Source organism: Teredinibacter haidensis, from assembly GCF_014211975.1.
Taxonomy (GTDB): Bacteria; Pseudomonadota; Gammaproteobacteria; order Pseudomonadales; family Cellvibrionaceae; genus Teredinibacter; species Teredinibacter haidensis.
The window spans coordinates 764,562-782,986 of the sequence record NZ_CP060084.1 but is presented as its reverse complement, the minus strand read 5'-3'; the positions used below and the strand labels follow the sequence as shown (position 1 = coordinate 782,986).

The window sequence follows — 18,425 nt, the reverse complement described above, 5'->3', positions numbered from 1 at the left end:
GTTTACAAAACTATTGAATGTGCAGTGGCGGCAACACTTTAATTAGATTGTCCACTGCTTTAACTTGCCCCAAAAACGGCTCTAACTTGTCCAGAGGAAGCGCACTTGGGCCGTCGCATTTCGCTTCTGCCGGGTTGGGGTGGGCTTCAATAAACAGGCCCGCCAAACCAATCGCCATACCGGCGCGAGCCAGTTCAGCTGTTTGGTGACGACGACCACCGGATGCTGCGCCCAAAGGGTCGCGGCATTGAAGTGAGTGGGTTACATCAAAAATAACGGGCAGACCGTTACTCACTTCTTTCATGGTGCGAAAACCCAGCATATCGACAACTAGATTGTCGTAGCCCATGCAAGCTCCGCGTTCGCAAAGGATAAGCTTTTCACTACCACCCTCTGCAAATTTCTCGATGATGTTTTTCATTTGCCCCGGGCTTAAAAACTGCGGTTTCTTCACGTTAATAACCGCGTCAGTTTTTGCCATGGCCGCAACCAGATCAGTCTGGCGAGCCAAAAAAGCGGGCAACTGTATAACATCCACCACTTCCGCCACCGGTGCGACCTGACTAGGCTCGTGCACATCGGTGATAATCGGAACATTAAATTCGGCTTTAATTGCCTCGAATATTCTCAACCCGGCTTCCATTCCCGGCCCACGATAAGAGTGGATGGAGGAACGATTAGCCTTATCGAAAGAGGCTTTAAATACGTAAGGAATACCAAGTTTCTGAGTAACCTTTACATAGTGCTCTGCAGTTTTCAGAGCCATATCTTTGGACTCTAGTACATTAATGCCGCCAAAGAGTGTAAAAGGCTTATCGTTGGCGACCTCAATATCGCCAACCTTAATGGTTTTATGTTGCAAGTGTGTATCTCCTGGGCGGCGATTTTAGCCGTGTGCGACCATGGCGGCTTTGATGTAACTTAAGAATAACGGATGACCATCCCTCGGAGTGGACGTAAATTCCGGGTGAAACTGACAAGCGACAAACCAGGGGTGATCTGGTAGCTCGACCACTTCGACCAAAGTATCGTCGGCAGACCAGCCGCCAATACGCAGTCCCGCCTGGCGCAACTGATCCAGATAGGTGTTATTTACCTCAAAACGATGGCGATGACGCTCTACAACTAAATCCTTGCCGTAGATAGTGGAAGCCTTTGAACCTTTTTCAAGGTGGCATTCCTGAGCCCCCAGACGCATGGTGCCACCCAGGTCAGATGATTCGTCGCGGGTTTCCTTATCGCCTTCGGCCGTAACCCACTCGGTAATCAAGGCGATAACCGGATGAGGTGTTTTCGGGTTAAACTCCGTACTATTAGCCGCTTCCAGTTGCAGCACATTTCGTGCGAATTCAATCACCGCGCACTGCATTCCCAGGCAGATTCCCAAATAGGGCACGTTGTTTTCGCGTGCATATTGAACAGACATTAATTTCCCTGTCAGCCCACGCTCACCAAAACCACCAGGCACCAAAATGGCATCTGCATCAGCAAGAATTCCGGTCCCCTGCTCTTCAATATCTTCAGCATTAATATAGTTGATATTCACATCAGCGCCAGCATGCAACCCGGCGTGTGTTAGCGCTTCATTCAAGGATTTGTAGGCATCCAGCAAATCCATATACTTTCCAACCATCGCCACTGTAACCGCTTTCGTGGCATTGAGTTCCAACTCCAACACATGGTTCCACTCGCTCAAATCTGCTTCCGGGGCATCTAGGTTAAACTTTTCCAGGACGATCTGGTCGAGATTAAAACTCTTCAGAATTTGAGGGATGGCGTAGATAGATTTGGCATCAGCTAGCGGTACAACTGCGCGCTCTTCAACGTTGGTGAACAGGGAGATTTTACGGCGTGAATCTATATCAATTTCCTGCTCGGAACGGCACAACAGAATATCCGGTTGCAAACCAATAGAACGCAGCTCTTTGACCGAGTGCTGAGTAGGCTTGGTCTTGGTTTCACCGGCCGTAGCGATGTAAGGCACCAGGGTCAAATGCATCAGCAAAGCACGCTGAGAGCCCATTTCTACTTTTAACTGACGCACGGCTTCCAGAAACGGTTGTGATTCGATATCACCCACAGTTCCACCGATTTCCACCAGTGCAATATCGTAACCATCACCACCACTGAGAATGCGACGTTTGATTTCGTCGGTAATATGTGGAATGACCTGCACCGTTCCACCCAAATAGTCTCCGCGACGCTCTTTACGCAACACAGTCTCATAGACGCGTCCGGTGGTGAAATTGTTGCGTTTAGTCATCTTTGATCGAATAAAACGCTCATAATGCCCAAGGTCCAGATCGGTTTCGGCACCATCTTCAGTCACATACACTTCACCGTGCTGGAAAGGGCTCATAGTCCCTGGATCGACATTAATATAGGGGTCCAGCTTTAGAATGGTGACGTTAAAGCCTCTCGCCTCGAGTACTGCTGCCAGCGAAGCAGATGCAATACCTTTCCCCAATGACGACACAACGCCGCCGGTAACAAATATATACTGAGTCATTGAAACCCTTAAATCGACTGTTTAAATCACTGGCACAGGCACACTTTTACACACAAAGACCGGTGAAAAATGATCGCACATAAACGCACTGCCTAAGCACTTTTGAAACGGAATTGAGGGAGCTAAATTGATTGTTTGCAGAAGTATAGCGCATGGATTTGGCTAACTTTTTTGCAAACGGAGAGTGCCCCCGAGATGGGGCGCCAGATTACCAGAAAGTGCCTTTTGACTCAATGTGATTTATACATGAGATTGAGGCTGATAGTACCATCTCGGCTGATACCCGCCCGGCTCACCGCCCCCTTTACACAACCACAAATCTCCTACGGCCACCAGCATGTTTTCGTGATAAATCAACGGCACCCGGTCGCGCAGCCAAGGCTCCAGGCGATACTCTTGCAGCAACTTCTTTAGCGTTTGCGATTTATCTCTACCCTCGGGCCGACAGCGCTCTCCGCCGCTGCGAAACCGAATCTCGTAGTCTCCTGCGGCCAAGCCGAACGCGGCTTTTTCTCCACCCAGCACAAAGCCACCACCCAATCCACAGATGCTCTCACCATTCCATGAAAATGTGTTTTTTCCCGCCTTTTGCATTCGCGGCAACAAGTACAGCCGCAATTGAAAACGGTAAAAGCTACAGCCTGGTGAGCCCGCCGTCGAGGAGCCGCCCCAGCTGACCTCAGGATTGGCGTCATCGGCGGCGGAAATTAAATACTGAATCTGTTCAAGTTGTTGTTGTCCCGGCAAGAGATAGTGATTCTGAACGAGCCAGTAGCGAAGCAGGTGTTTTTGTCGCAACCAGGAAAAGCCTGTGAACTTATCAAGGCTCAGGCTACACCCAAGCCTCTCCGGCCGAAGATCACAAACATTGAGGTCTTCGGCCAAATACTCATCCAGCAACCGACCACTCTGCTGTAGTAAATCTGCACTCGCCTCGATACGCGCCACCGCATTGGGCCAGCGTTGCTCCATTACGGGAACCAGCTTATGTCTTAAGTAGTTCCTGTCCAGGTCAGTATTGGAATTACTATCGTCCTCAATCCAGCGCAACTGTTTATCCTGGGCATAAGAGAGAATCGCAGAGCGATGCATCGTTAAGAAAGGGCGCAGCAGCAACGCACTGTTCTTATCCCTAGCGTCAAGCGGCCGCTGCTTCGGCACACCGGCCAAGCCCTTAAGCCCGGCGCCACGCAGCAACCGAAAAAGAAAGGTCTCCGCCTGGTCACCGGCATGATGCGCCGTCAGTACAATATCGCCCGCCTGGGCCAGCGTATTAAATACGCGATAGCGCGCATCGCGAGCCGCCTGCTCCAGCCCACGCCCTTGAAGATCAACACTTACTCGAACACTCTTAAAGTCACAAGCCCACTGCTCCGCCTGTTTGCGACAGTGTTCCGCCCAACTATCGGCATGTCCCGACAGTTGGTGGTGAACATGAAGAGCTGTAAGATTTTTAAAACCGAGCTGCACCAATTGCTGAAGTAAAACAGTGGAATCCAGTCCACCGCTGTAACCTACCCACAGGTGTCGAGCGCTGCCGAGCTGTGCTTTAAGATGTTCCAGTGCTTGAAAAACGGAAGCCATAATGGAAAAGTGTGTTTCCTGTCATTTAAATAGGCAATATACCCGCAATTAAGGGCTCGATCACTATGGATTCCAAACAACAACGCAGCTACGGCGGCTGGCCTTCAGACATTTCAGCAGAAATAGTTGCCGGAAAAACGCCGCGCTTGAGTGAGCCCTGTATTCACAATAACCAGCTTTTCTGGCTACAAACTCTGCCGGACGAAAAAGGCCGAGTGGCGATTATGCAAAAAGCTCTCGATGCGCCACAATCTGAACCGGCAAAGTGTCTTTTACCTCGCCCTCTCAGTGCAAAATCGAAGGTGCATGAATATGGAGGCGGCAGCTACTGGCTGGAAGGGAACTCGCTCTTTTTTGTATTAGCCGATGACCAACAGATCTATCGGACGAATCTTGAGCAATCGACATTTACACCCGAAGCCCTCACGTCTAGCAACACTCCCTTCAGCGATGAAGAGACCTCCAGCCTACGTTTTGCCGATATTATCGCAGACACCAACGGCGAGCGGCTATTGGCTGTTTGCGAACAGCATTTTAACAAAAGCGACAAAGAGCCCGTCACGCGGCTAACAGCAATTCCTTTCGATCGCAGCCAGCCATTAAGTATTATTGCCGAAGGCGATGACTTTTATTCAAACCCCATTGTTTCTCCCTGTGGCAACTACCTCGCCTGGCTATGCTGGAACCACCCGGATATGCCCTGGGATGCAACCCTGCTTTGGTTATGTAAACGCGACAGCAAGGGCCAGTTTAGTCAGGCCAACGCAAAAAAAATTGCTGGCAACCATCACGAAAGTATTTTCCAACCTCGCTTTAGCCCTAACGGTGATTTGTTTTTTGCTTCCGACCGCAACAATTGGTGGAACCTTTACCGCATTGCCGCCGTACATTTTGATCATAACCATGTAGTGGCTGCGGCTGTTACCGAAGAGAAGGCCGAATGCGCTACCCCACAGTGGACATTTCGTATGTCCACCTACGATTTCCTAAATGGCAGTGAAATACTGGCCACCTTTAGCGCGAATGGTAGTTGGAAACTGGCAAAAATAAATCTCGCCGTTTCACCACCCAGCACAGAATATCTGCTCCTCAAGCAAGCATGCGAACTCAGTGTGATCCACGGCGTCGATTGTAGCAACGGTCAGGCAACCTTTGTTGGCGCCTCTCCAATCACGCTGCCGAACATCTATCATTTTAAAAACGGTCTGCTTCGTAGCGCAATCGATCAGGCCTTACCGCTAAACCGTTCAGATATTTCCGTGCCTCAAGCCATACACTTTGCTACTGGCCACACTAAAGCCGAAACGGCCTACGGCTTTTACTATGCCCCGACAAGTACACATTACGACTCCATCACTGGAAAACCACCCTTAATCGTTATTTGTCACGGAGGTCCAACAGGCGCAACAGAAAACTCGCTGAATCTAAAAATTCAGTATTGGACGAGCAGAGGATTTGCCGTTATCGACGTCAACTATCGGGGCAGTACCGGCTTCGGCCGAGAGTACCGTCATTCCCTTCACTACAACTGGGGTGTCTTCGATACGGAAGACGTTTGTGCCGCCGCAGACTATGCCGTTGAGCAAGGCTGGGCAAACCCTGAGCAGCTGATAATCAAAGGTAGCAGCGCGGGCGGCTATACCGTTCTGGCCACGCTCACCTTTACCGACCGATTCAATGCTGGAGTCAGTCTTTATGGTATTGGCGATTTAGAAACGCTTGTGCGCGACACCCATAAATTTGAGGCCCGCTATCTCGACAAACTTATTGGTGATTACAAAACAGAGAAGAAACGCTATCTGGCACTTTCACCAATTCATTCTGTCGATACGATAAACTGTCCACTGCTGGTCTTTCAGGGCCTGGAAGACAAAGTCGTACCTCCAAATCAGGCAGAAGCCATGGTGAGTGCCGTAAAAGAAAAAGGGTTGGAAGTCCGCTATATCACCTTTGCCGATGAAGGCCACGGCTTTCGCAATGCGCACAATATAAAAACCATGCTCGATGAAGAGCTTAGGTTTTACCAGCGGGTATTTGCACTATAGACACACACTTAACACCCTGAAAAATTAGTGCAAAAAAAGCTGTAGGGTTTAGACAAATCCCCGCAATTTAATAAAACAATATTCAGGCTTGGTTGCAGCTAAACCTACAGCCCGGTTTTTGAAAAAGGTCCATATCACTGTGAGTTCAAACTCCCACCGTCTAGGTTTAATAATTAAGCATTTAATAAATCCGTATCTCGATGCATTGGAACTGCGATATTTATGAGAATTCTGCATACATCCGACTGGCACCTAGGCCGAACTCTTTACGGCAAAAAGCGCTACCAGGAATTTGAAGCCTTTCTAAACTGGCTGGCAGAGATAATTGAGCGCGACGAAATCGATACCCTCCTGGTTGCCGGTGATATTTTTGACACCAGCGCCCCGAGCAATCGCGCCCAGGAACTCTACTACCGCTTTTTGTGTCGCGTAGCCGCTTCCGATTGTCGACATGTGGTGGTAATTGCTGGCAACCACGATTCACCTTCATTTCTCAACGCCCCCAAGGCGCTGCTCAAAGTGCTGGATGTACATGTGATCGGTAACCTATCGGAGAATATGGAAGAGGAAGTACTGGTTCTTAACAATGCTCAGGGTAAGCCAGAACTTATCGTTTGCGCTGTACCCTATCTGCGGGATAGAGATATTCGAATAGCCGAGGCCGGCGAGAGCATTGAAGATAAAGAGCAAAAATTGCTCGAAGGCATTCGTAGCCACTACAGCGCTATAGCTGCTGTAGCAGATCAAAAAAACAATGAACTCGAAGTAAAAGTACCCATTGTGGGTATGGGGCACCTCTTCACGGCTGGTGGACAAACCATTGACGGCGACGGCGTGCGCGAGCTTTACGTGGGCTCGCTAGCGCATGTCAACGCAACTATTTTCCCGGATTCATTTGATTATGTTGCGCTTGGGCATTTACATGTACCGCAAAAAGTCGGTGGATTTGAACATATTCGTTATTGCGGCTCGCCGATACCCATGGGCTTTGGTGAAGCAAAACAGCAAAAGTGCGTTTGCCGAATCCAACTGGAGCATCATGCCGACTATCAAAGCACTAACGTGCCAATCCAACAAATTGACGTACCCCTATTTCAACCGCTTGAGCGTATTAAGGGCGACTGGGAAAGCATTGAAAAACGCATTCTCGAACTCTCGTTAACAAACTCGCAGACATGGATCGAGATCATCTACGATGGCGATGAAATCATCGGGGATTTACGAGATCGCCTAGATACCGTGATCGCCAGTACGGGAATCGAAATTTTGCGTGTTAAGAATGCCCGCATCATCGACCGTATATTGGGCAAAACCCAAGAAGACGAAACCCTGGATGATTTGAATGTAAACGATGTGTTCGACAGGTGTCTCGCCGTACATGGCGTGCCCGATGAGCAGCGGCCGGAATTACTCCGAGCTTACCAGGAAACACTCACGTCTCTTTACGAACAAGATGTGCGAGCGGATTAGAAAAGACTTTCGATGAGAATATTGCAGGTACGATTCAAAAACTTAAACTCATTGCTGGGAGAATGGGAGATCGACCTTTCTCACCCGGCGTTTGCCTCCGATGGTATTTTTGCTATTACAGGCCCTACAGGTGCGGGAAAAACAACCCTTCTCGATGCTATTTGCCTCGCGCTCTATGGCCGCACCCCTCGTCTCGCCAAAGTTACCAAAAGCACGAACGAGATCATGTCCCGCCAAACCGGTGAGTGCTTTGCTGAAGTCACTTTTGAAACCCAGGCCGGGCATTTTCGTTGCCACTGGAGTCAGCACCGAGCGCGTAGAAAGCCAGAAGGTGATTTGCAGAGCCCTAAGCATGAGATAGCAAACGCCGATTCTGGCGAAATTTTTGAAGCCAAGATTAAGGGCGTAGCCGATCGGATCGAGGCTGCTACTGGTATGGATTTCGACCGTTTCACCCGGTCCATGTTACTGGCCCAGGGCGGGTTTTCTGCATTTCTGCAGGCTACATCTGATGACCGAGCGCCAATTCTGGAACAAATAACCGGTACAGAGATTTACAGCCAAATATCCATTCACGTTCATGAACGCCGCGCGCTAGAGCGCAAAAACTTGGAGACACTACAGGCAGAACTGGCCGGAATACAGCTCCTAACACCGGAAGAGGAACATCAACTTAGCGAGAGCCTGGATCAAAAAGCACAACAGGACACACAGCTTGGCAATTCGATTAATCAAAAAAATACGGCCATTACTTGGTTGAAAAGTATGGTTCAGCTTGAATCAGAAATAAAACAGCTCGATCTGGCAAAGGACGAATTACAGATCCGGTTGCACGCTTTTGCGCCAGAGAAAGAACGCCTGCGGCTCGCCAACATGGCGCTCGAACTTGCGGCCGATTATGCAGCGTTAACCGCTGTTCGCAAGGAACAAGATGTTGACAGAAGCTCACTGCGCACCTGCCAGAATGCCCTTCCCACTTGCGCCGATATCGCAAAGCAAGCGGAAGAAACAATGGCAACAACAACGGAACACCTAGAAGCAAGGAAGGCGGAACAGCAGCAAGCGCTGCCGGTCATACGTAAGGTTCGCGAGCTGGATTTAAAAATTGCCGAGAAAAGCTCGCCAATGAAAACAGCAAACGACTCCATCGCAGAATTGTCAAAGTCGCTTAATGCACTGAAAACGCAGCAGACAATCGACACCAATGAATTAATCAATAAACAAGGTGCAACAGAAGAACTAAAGTCGCTACTGGAAGCTTCCAAAGAGGATAGCGTACTAGTTGAACAACTTGCAGCTTTACATAGCCGGTTTGAAACCTTAAAAGCCAATAGGGATCAGCTCTCCAGAAAATCTCAAGAGGCTGAACAAGCGGAGACTCGGTGTCAGACCAATATTAAAGCCTGCGAAAACCGGAATGCTCAACTAGGAAAAGCACAAACAGATCTGGACACGATCAAAAAGCAAGGGGAAGAGAAAAAAAATGAGTTACTCGATACCCTTGAACGGAAAGACTCAGCCCATTGGCGAGAACAACAAACGTCACTAATTGCGCAAAATGATCTTATTGCTAAAGCGCAAGACGCTATTCAGGCGCACGCAAATGCTGAGCAGAGGAATGAAACTCTCGAGCAACGTAAAGACTCACTCCAAAGCATGCAGGATCAGATAAAAGCGACGCTGATATCTCAAACCCACAAGCAAGCAACATTGGAAACAGAGCTGAAACACCTGGAAACCCAGCTAGTATTACTCAAGAAAATCGATGACCTGGAAGCTGCCCGCCACCAGCTCAACGACGGTGATCCCTGCCCCCTATGCGGTGCAGAATCCCACCCCTATGCCGAAGGGAATGTTCCCAAGCCTGACGATACCCAGCAGCAACTAAGCGCCGTACGGGCTGAACTAAAAACGTTACAGCACCAACTTACCGAGTTCAACGTAACCTTGGCTCAGCAGGAAAAAGATCTTGAGCAAATTGCCGCATCGCAACAGGAGTGCCTTCGGGAAATTGACAATGCCAGCCAGATAATTCACCGAAATTGTGCAGAGTTACCTTTCGCACCAGAAGCTTTTCCCGCAGACCTCAACCGGAAGGAAGCACTTAAACTTCTTCTGGAGAAAAACAAGGCCCAACTCTCTCTCACCACCCACACCATACAAGCGGCAGAGTTAATTGAAAAAGAGTTGCACGCACTACGTGAATCCTTTACCAATGCCAGAGATGTCGTCGCCAATAGCGAACGCGAAGCTCAGGCTGCCACCCACACAAAGGATTCAGCCGTACAAGAACTCGAACGGCTGAGAAAAGAAACTGGCAACAGTCTCCAGCAACAGGAAGAGCTACACGAAGAATTACAGCAAAAAATACAGCGTTTCGGGATGGAAGTGCTATTGATAGAACACATCGACGCAACGATGGCGCAACTGACCCTGCGTCGAGACCAGTGGCAGGAAAGAAGTAAAGAAAGAGCCCTGTTTGAAAAAGTAATATCCGCACTTGAAATACAAATTCACCATAGAGAAAACGCGCTTATTCAAACCGAAGAAAGCCTTAATAGCTATCGAAAAAACCTTGCTGAATTGCAGCGGGAAAGAGAGTCCTTTTCCCTGGAACGGCTACAGATATTTGGAAACAAGGATACAAACCAAGAAGAAACTCGCCTTTCCTCGTGCATAGAAGCTTCGGAGAACGAAGTGGACAGTGCCCGCAGAGCTTTATCAACGGCGAGCCAAAATCTCTCTCAACTAACAACAAAGATCAGCGAATGGGGTAAGGCGATCGATGCTAGGGAGATCGTGTTAACGCATACGGAGACCTGCTTTCGCGGGCGTTTAAACACCGCCGGTTTTAGCGATGAAGAACGCTATCAATCGGCTTACCTCGAAGAACACGAACGCAAACATTTGACACTACAATCACAAGCACTTTCGGACGAGAAGGCAGAGATTGGCTCAAGAGAGCGAGAAAAGAGAAGTTTATTGGCAACGGAAAGCGGGAAGAACATTACGGATGAATCACTGGACGATCTCAAAAAAGCACTGGCTGACTCGATGGAAAATCTGCGAGAGCTCCAGCAAGAAATAGGCGGTATTCAGCGAAAACTTACGGACAACGACAGCCTAAAACAAGAGCAGAGAGTTCGCTTCAAGGCCATCAATTTACAGAAGAGAGAATGCGAAAGATGGGATCTTCTCCACGAGCTTATCGGTTCATCAGACGGGAAAAAATATCGGAATTTTGCCCAGGGGATGACCTTTGAAATAATGATCAGCCATGCTAATCGGCAATTGCAAAAAATGACCGACCGATACCTCTTAGTTCGAGATGAAAACCAACCGCTTGAACTTAATGTGATCGACAACTATCAGGCTGGCGAGATTCGCTCCACCAAAAATCTTTCCGGAGGCGAGAGTTTTATTGTCAGCCTGTCCCTAGCCTTGGGGCTCTCAAATATGGCAAGCAAGAATGTTCGAGTCGACTCTCTCTTTCTTGATGAAGGCTTTGGTACTTTAGATGAAGAAGCGCTGGACACGGCCCTTGAAACACTCTCGAGCCTACAACAGGAAGGGAAGCTGATCGGCGTTATTTCACATGTTTCAGCTTTAAAAGAAAGAATCGGCACACAAATACAAGTGGCCCCAAGTAGTGGAGGAAGAAGTCACATTATCGGGCCTGGGTGCCGCTTGATAAAAGGCGGATAAAGCAGCCTTTATTCACCCATATTTAAAGAGCAAAATATTCACGAGGCTCCTTACTCCACCAAGTAAGTAATAATCGATCGATACAGGTACAGCCCCATAAATTTTCTATTTCTGAATTATTTGGCACTTGCAGCCCCTACCCGCCTTGCTTGGCACGGTGATGAAAACTAAAGTAACTAAATTGTTGGGGTATCACTTATCCCACATCACTCAATTGACGAAAAGACTAAGAACGAGAGACAAGATTTGAAAACGCCATTAATTACCAAACAAGGCTACAACGACCTTGAAAAGGAACTCGATGAGCTATGGCGTATTGAGCGCCCAGAAGTTACGAAGAAAGTCTCTTGGGCTGCAAGCTTAGGCGATCGCAGTGAAAACGCCGACTATCAATACAACAAGAAGCGACTCCGAGAGGTGGACCGCCGTGTTCGCTACCTACGTAAATGTCTGGAGCACCTTAAAATAGTTGAATATCACCCCGAACAAGAAGGAAAGGTGTTTTTTGGTGCGTGGGTAGAAGTCGAGAGCGAGCAGGGTGACCGCCTTAAATTCCGGATTACAGGCTATGACGAAATATTCAACCGTAAAGACTATATCTCCATCGACTCGCCCATGGCCCGAGCTCTGTTAAAAAAAGAGGTGGACGATGAGGCTGAAGTGAAAACTGAGGCTGGAGCGATGATTTGGTATATCAATGCAATAGAGTATGAAAAATAATCTGGCTCGCTAGTACATGTACTATTTTTAATGGCCACTACTTCTATCTTAAATGTAGTAGCTTGGACACGAACTGGCGCCTAGTGCGGTTGCGGAAAATTATTCAGCTTGTCGACCGTTTTGCTGGTTCGCTTTAGTGCTTTAACACCAGCCCCTTCTTCTGGTATTCGCGTAAGCGTATGTCAAAACTGCCATCGCGCCAAACCTGTTTCACCAGGTATTTACGGGGTATTTCACCACTCTCGATGTAAACAAGATCTTTAATCAGTTCTTTCTCCCGTGCTTTTTTATTTTCATCCAGCAGTAAAATAACACGGGGGAGATGACGATATTTTTGGTTGGATTCCAAGACAATACCCACATCACCACTGTAGAGTTCAACAATACTACCCGCAGGATAAAGTCCAATGGTTTCAATAAACTTTACCGCCAGCGCCTCATCGAACTGCTTGCCTCTTTCTTCGTATATTATCTTTAGAGCTTCTGTGGAGGTTCGAGCCCGCGAATAACAGCGGTCTGCCGTCATAGCATCATAAGCATCGACAATAGAAATAATACGGGAATATCGTGAAATACCGTGGCCAGGCAGCTTACGTGGGTACCCTACTCCATCAATACGTTCGTGATGGCTGTAAGCGACGTCGATAGCACCATTAAAAATATTGGAACTGGCCAGTAATAAATTTCGACCATGGACAGTATGCGCTTTCATTAGACGCATTTCTTTCGGCGTAAGGCTCGCAGGCTTATCGACTATTTCCTCCGGTACACGCATTTTCCCCACATCGTGCAGCAACCCACACATACCCAGGTCATGCAACCCGCTCTCATCCAAGCTCAATTGTCGACCAAAGGCGATAGCAAGAATACAGACGTTCAAACAGTGCTCTGCAGTGTACGCACGTTCATCGCGAATCTTTGCCATCCACAGCAACGCGTCCGGGTGACGAATGACCGATTGCACACAATCGTTTACCATTTCCCGCGCTTTGGAGCCATCCAAGGCACCACCCAGACGAATATCGTCCAGCATAGTTTTCGTCAGGGAACGCGCATTCCGGAAGGTTCTATAGGCTTTACGATGCTCTTCTTGAATGGATACTTCTGGCGCGAAGGCATTGACTGAAGCGCGTGCTTGGGACGCCGAGCCAGTACCAGAGCTATGAACACTTAGTTTCCGTGAATGGTCGACATCCACCCACACATATTCGCAATACTCGGAAACGATATCGATATCGTCCTGCTCTTCGATAGAGAATCCCTGCATGATAAAAGGCGTGTCCAGCCAGTCTTTATCTAGCTTGGACACATACATACCAACCCTTAATTCACCCACATGCATTTTGATATTATTTGGCATGAAAACTAACCAACTCACTCAGAAAAAAATCTTCTTCAACTGGGTTCGCCTCGATTACAAAATTGAGGCGATACTTTGCGCCAGTATAGAAGGCTTTTCTTCGCCCCGATGGACTTTATCGAAACTTTGACGCCTAGATCACATTCATCAGCGCAGAACAAAATGTCTGCATGTTCGATTCGTTCAATCCGGCCAAACTGATGCGGCTGGTATCAACCATATAGATCCCGTGATCTTCGGCCATACGGGCGACCTGCCCTTTATTAATCCCGAGAAACGAAAACATTCCCTGCTGCTGTGCAATATGATCGAATCGGCCCGCGGCACCTAAGGCATTAACCTCCTCAACGAGTTTTTTACGCATAGAGTCAATTCTTCCGCGCATCTGGTCCACTTCGCTGACCCACGCCCGACGCAAGGCTTCATCCGTCAATATCTCAGAAACCACTGTTGCACCATGCGATGGAGGCATGGAATAGATGCCCCGCACAATACTGGCAATATGAGAACTGACGGTCGCCTTGCCTTTACCGAGTACGCCTACCGCACCCACGCGCTCTCGATATAAACCAAAATTCTTTGAGCAGGACAGCGCAAGTACCACTTCAGGTAATTGCTCACACATTAAGCGGATACCATAAGCATCGGCGGCGATACCGTTACCAAACCCCTGATACGCAGAATCGATAAAGGGTACAAAACCGTTCTCCGCAGACAAGTTGGTAATCGCTTGCCATTGAGCCGGAGAGAGATCGGCACCCGTCGGATTGTGGCAGCAACCATGTAAAAGAACTAAATCCCCCGCGGGGACCTGTTGCAAAGCATCCATCATGGAGTCAAAACAAATACTGTGATTTTTGAAGTCATAGTAGGGATAAGTTTTGATGGTAACCCCCGCACCAGCCAATAATGGCACATGGTTACCCCAGGTCGGATCACTAACCCAGATACAGGCGTTAGCATCTGCTCGTTTTATCAGCTCCGCGGCGACACGCAACGCACCGCAACCCCCAGGGGTTTGCACCAAAGCCAGAGATTCCAACTGAGGGTGGTGTTTACCTAAAGCCAACACTGCCATTGCGCGGTTAAATTCTGCATTACCCAGCGGCCCCACATACGCTTTGGAGCGCTCGCTTTCGAGAATGCGCTTTTCAGCCAACTTCACGCTTTCCAATATAGGGGTTTCACCTTTACTATCTCGGTACACTCCGACGCCGAGGTCTATCTTCCTGTCGCGTAAATCGTTATTAAACTGGGCAATCAACCCAAGAATCGGGTCCGGTGGTAAAGTCGATAAATTATTGAACATGCTTGCTATTACATTTGAGAGGGAAAGGAACACAGTGTAAAGTCGTGCGAAATCGCGATTCTACCCTATAACTTGCTAGCTTTGGGCCCGTTATGACCACTACTGAACTGGATAATTACGATATAAAAATTTTGAAATGCCTGCAAGCCAACGCTGAAGTTTCAATGGCAGAGCTGGGAGATGCCATCGGTCTTTCCCATACTCCCTGTTGGCGCAGGGTTAAGCGTTTGGAGGAAGCCGGTTATATTAAGCGCCGAGTGACGCTGCTGGATGCGGAAAAACTCAATTTAGGCGTCGCTGTACATGCTTACATCACGATAAAAAGCCACGATGAAGAATCGCTGCTCGCTTTCGAGAGCTCGGTACAAACCATCCAAGAAATTGTCGAATGTTACTCCATTACCGGCGATAAGGACTATCTACTGAAAGTCATTGTTGCAAGCGTAGACCACTATGAGCAGCTATTGAAAAGTAAACTGGTCCACCTGCCCAATGTTGCTTCGGTAAATTCGGTTTTCGCGTTGAAACAGGTTAAATATACAACGGCCTTACCGTTACCGTAAAAAGGGGGTTTAGTCGCTCCCCGCTCTGATGATGCATTCCCTAAAGCATACGACCACCAACGATGGCTGAAACACAGAAAATACAAGGAGCAGTTTTCGGTCTGCATCCTGTAAGTCACCGTTCTCTGCCTCCCATGGCCTACACGGCATACCTACTTCCTGTAGGCCAGCGTTCTCGGCCTCCCATGGCCTACACGGCATACCTACTTCCTGTAGGCCAGCGTTCTCGGCCTTCCTTGGCCTGCACGGCATACCTACTTCCTGTAGGCAAAAAAAAGCCCGCACGAAGGCGGGCTGGGACTAGTTACACATAAAACACATCAAATTAAGCGAATAACAATTACACAATTAAAAAAAACAAACGTAAAAACAAACAACACAACAAACATAAAAACTGCGTTTGTAGAGAAGAGCAATCAACCTACTTGTTTCAAAATATAGCACATACGCATTAAATATGAAGGACAAAAACGTAATAAGAATGGTGAATATCATTCATTTAGCTAATCTTAAAGTATTAGTTTTTGGTTTTTCACGGCATTTCCGGCTCCGCCTGTAAATATGGCGCAGTATTCCAACAAATACACTTCATAGGACTTCATATTTTTTAATGAATTCCCGAAAAATAAAATATTTTTTATTCTGGAAGCTGTTTTGTTGCGCGAAATTGAAATTTGAGCGACATACTCGATACAGATACCCTGCTCCCCCCTTATTTAAAAAGGAATATTGAGTATCGGTATTTAAATTTAGAGGGGAGAATTGACGCTCAAAAGCTCGAGCAACTGCTCGATCATTTGCTTGGGAGTTTGGCCGTTAACTCTGAGGCAGTAGTCTCCATACTGTCGATAGAACGGTAAACGCTCCCGATAGAGCATTTCGAGAGTGGTATTTGGCGCACTGGCAATGCCTCGAGAAGAGAAATTAGCAACTCGTCTGTAAAGTTCTTCAGGCGGCACATCAAGAAAAACACAAACACCGCACCGCTTTAGCTTCGCCATGGCAGCGGAGCTGTATACAACACTGCCTCCCGTCGCAACAACCTTGTTCTCAAGGTCCGAGATAAGCACTACGCGCTCTTCCTGCTGCCTAAGCGCCATATGGCCGTGAACATCCAGAAAATCTTGAAGGGTGGCCCCCATCTGCTCCTGAATCAGCAAGTCAGTATCCACAAAAGGTTTGGCAAGAGCCTTGGCAAGCAGTACGCCCAAAGTGCTTTTGCCGCAACCAGGCATCCCTATAAGGACTATTGATTGTTGGTTTATTCGTTTTACCATTGGCTAAAAAAGGACAATGCCTATCCATACAAATAACAGCAACCCCAAACTTAGCAGGACCGCCGCAGAACCCATATCCTTAGCCCGCCCCGCCAACTCGTGATGTTCGTAGCCCACCCGATCCACCACCGATTCAATACCACTGTTCAACAATTCAACAATCAGTACCATAATCACCATAGCAATAAGGACAATTCTCTCGAGTTTGGTTACTTCCAGCCAAAAAGCGAGGGGAATTAGAATAACCGCAATCGCCAACTCCTGTCTAAACGCAGCTTCATTTCTAAATGCCGCAATCAATCCCTTGTATGAATACATACCAGCCTTGACGACGCGGGTAAAGCCGCGGTTCTTCTTAATCATACTAACTGACCCTTATGACAATTTCGAAAGCAAGCCTATGTCAGGCTCGTGACAGTTCAATGACAGGGGGGGTATTCAAGCTCTTGCGCTCTGATTAGAGCAGCCAAAAGGAGATTTCATGAGATATCGATAGCTCACCAGCTCTAGCGCCGACAGTGTAACTCAACAACCAGCTAAAGCTGGTGGGTTAGCATTACGGACTGAAAGTCCGGATACGGGTCGAAGACCCGTCTATTCCTCCACCCGAAAATTGTCTTCAACTTTCGGTTCGAAGTGGTGTTCTAAATAACTTTTAATCATCTCTTCAGTTAACTCCCCAGAAGTAACACAAAAGTATCCTCTTGCCCAAAAATGACGACCCCAATATCTTTTCTTAAGATCAGGGAAACTCTCAAATAGCTTTGACCCTACGCATGATTTCGCTCGGGGCCATATTGGGCGGAGCTGAAACAAGCAGATGTATGTGATCTTTGCTAACCACTCCTTTCAATATCTCAATCTCAAAAGCTTGCCACGTTTGTCGAATCAGCTCTCGGGCCTTCAACCCAACATCCCCCGTCAAAACCCGATAGCGGTATTTAGTGACAAACACAAAGTGATATTGAATTTTAAAGACTGTATGGCTGCCATATCGATAATTCATATTTTGCTCCCCAGCTTTATTTGCGATTCCAGCATTGTAGCTAAAGCCGATGGTTTTAACCTTTTAGGAGACTAATAAATAGGTCGCAGAAATATAAAAGTCATATACCCTCAATCGACGAGCCTTGGCGATTTTCGATTCAGAAGTTTTCTATACGCACTTCCAGACGAGCATCGGGATAAACGAGCTCAGTTAAGGTGCTAACCTTTCTATATCCCAATGAGTATTCGTCACTCTGGAATACTGAAAACGGTCATGCAGACGGCTACCTCCGCCCTGCCAAAATTCGAAACTCGCGGGGGTTACACGATAGCCGCCCCAAAAATCCGGGAGAGGAATATCGCCCTGACCAAACTTTGCTTTCATCGCTTCAAATTGCATCAGCAGTGCTTTTCTAGAGCTTATATGATGGCTTTGGTGTGAAGCCCAAGCAGCCACTTGGCTGTCTCGTGGGCGGGATAAGAAGTACTTCAGTGAATCCTTTATGGAAATACGCTCCACGGTACCCTCCACCTCCACTTGTCTCTCCATACCATGCCAAGGAAAGTGGATACAGATGTTCCTATTAGCTTCCATCTGAACGGCTTTTTTACTGCTGTAATTGGTAAAAAAAACAAATCCCTGTTCATCCAATTGTTTCAATAACACAATACGTTGACTTGGCCTACCGTCGGAGCCAACTGTTGCTAATGTAAAAGCCGTAGGGTCTGGAATTTGCGCCGTTATTGCCTGATCTAGCCACACATTGAATTGCGCGATCGGATCAGCCAGCAGGTTTTCACGACTCAGGCCTCCGGCCAGGTATTCACGACGAATGTCTTCTAGTTTCATATTTCGGTTATGATGAGTATTAACGTTTTCCGGGGCAGGGATATTA

13 protein-coding genes and 1 pseudogene are annotated in these 18,425 nt (G+C 47.8%); 5 read left to right on the top strand and 9 right to left on the bottom strand.

From position 1 onward, the window contains the following. Positions 1-10 precede the first annotated feature (10 nt). The 3 genes from kdsA to tilS form a co-directional block, all read right to left on the bottom strand. Positions 11-862, bottom strand: coding sequence for a 3-deoxy-8-phosphooctulonate synthase (gene kdsA / locus H5715_RS03140; RefSeq protein WP_075186790.1), 852 nt, complete (start codon positions 860-862; stop codon positions 11-13). Positions 863-886: 24 nt separating this feature from the next. Beyond that, positions 887-2,509, bottom strand: a complete 1,623-nt coding sequence (pyrG, locus tag H5715_RS03135; RefSeq protein ID WP_075186789.1) for a CTP synthase — start codon at positions 2,507-2,509, stop codon at positions 887-889. Between the two features lie 240 nt (positions 2,510-2,749). Continuing rightward, positions 2,750-4,093 carry a tRNA lysidine(34) synthetase TilS gene (tilS, locus tag H5715_RS03130; protein ID WP_075186788.1) on the bottom strand — a complete coding sequence of 448 codons (1,344 nt, stop codon included), beginning with the start codon at positions 4,091-4,093 and terminating at the stop codon, positions 2,750-2,752. Positions 4,094-4,158: 65 nt separating this feature from the next. On the opposite strand from tilS, the gene H5715_RS03125 reads away from it, so the two are divergent. The 4 genes from H5715_RS03125 (at position 4,159) to greB (ending at position 12,033) form a co-directional block, all read left to right on the top strand. Further along, positions 4,159-6,138 carry a S9 family peptidase gene (locus tag H5715_RS03125; RefSeq protein WP_075186787.1) on the top strand — a complete coding sequence of 660 codons (1,980 nt, stop codon included), beginning with the start codon at positions 4,159-4,161 and terminating at the stop codon, positions 6,136-6,138. A 222-nt stretch (positions 6,139-6,360) separates the two neighbouring features. After that, positions 6,361-7,608, top strand: a complete 1,248-nt coding sequence (locus H5715_RS03120) for an exonuclease SbcCD subunit D C-terminal domain-containing protein (RefSeq protein ID WP_075186786.1) — start codon at positions 6,361-6,363, stop codon at positions 7,606-7,608. A gap of 12 nt (positions 7,609-7,620) precedes the next feature. After that, complete coding sequence (locus H5715_RS03115) at positions 7,621-11,313, top strand: AAA family ATPase (RefSeq protein ID WP_075186785.1); 3,693 nt, start codon at positions 7,621-7,623, stop codon at positions 11,311-11,313. Positions 11,314-11,559: 246 nt separating this feature from the next. Beyond that, positions 11,560-12,033, top strand: a complete 474-nt coding sequence (gene greB, locus H5715_RS03110; protein ID WP_221892340.1) for a transcription elongation factor GreB — start codon at positions 11,560-11,562, stop codon at positions 12,031-12,033. A gap of 133 nt (positions 12,034-12,166) precedes the next feature. Here the strand turns inward: greB and H5715_RS03105 are convergent, their stop codons facing one another. Together H5715_RS03105 and H5715_RS03100 are read right to left on the bottom strand one after the other, a co-directional pair. Continuing rightward, positions 12,167-13,393 carry an HD-GYP domain-containing protein gene (locus H5715_RS03105; RefSeq protein ID WP_075186783.1) on the bottom strand — a complete coding sequence of 409 codons (1,227 nt, stop codon included), beginning with the start codon at positions 13,391-13,393 and terminating at the stop codon, positions 12,167-12,169. Positions 13,394-13,526: 133 nt separating this feature from the next. Beyond that, complete coding sequence (locus tag H5715_RS03100) at positions 13,527-14,702, bottom strand: amino acid aminotransferase (protein ID WP_075186782.1); 1,176 nt, start codon at positions 14,700-14,702, stop codon at positions 13,527-13,529. 92 nt (positions 14,703-14,794) lie between these two features. Between H5715_RS03100 and H5715_RS03095 the strand changes: the two genes are divergently transcribed. Next, on the top strand, positions 14,795-15,265 hold the full coding sequence (locus H5715_RS03095; RefSeq protein ID WP_075186781.1) for an Lrp/AsnC family transcriptional regulator: 471 nt from the start codon (positions 14,795-14,797) through the stop codon (positions 15,263-15,265). Between the two features lie 749 nt (positions 15,266-16,014). Here the strand turns inward: H5715_RS03095 and H5715_RS03090 are convergent. The 4 genes and pseudogenes from H5715_RS03090 to pdxH form a co-directional block, all read right to left on the bottom strand. Beyond that, positions 16,015-16,542, bottom strand: a complete 528-nt coding sequence (locus H5715_RS03090) for a shikimate kinase (RefSeq protein WP_175574296.1) — start codon at positions 16,540-16,542, stop codon at positions 16,015-16,017. A gap of 3 nt (positions 16,543-16,545) precedes the next feature. Continuing rightward, positions 16,546-16,905, bottom strand: a complete 360-nt coding sequence (locus H5715_RS03085) for a diacylglycerol kinase (RefSeq protein WP_075186779.1) — start codon at positions 16,903-16,905, stop codon at positions 16,546-16,548. 336 nt (positions 16,906-17,241) lie between these two features. Next, positions 17,242-17,548: pseudogene (tnpA, locus tag H5715_RS03080) on the bottom strand (IS200/IS605 family transposase); the annotation flags it as partial. A 192-nt stretch (positions 17,549-17,740) separates the two neighbouring features. Continuing rightward, a complete protein-coding gene (gene pdxH, locus H5715_RS03075) occupies positions 17,741-18,379 on the bottom strand; it encodes a pyridoxamine 5'-phosphate oxidase (protein WP_075186778.1) in 639 nt (212 codons plus the stop codon). Positions 18,380-18,425: the final 46 nt, after the last annotated feature.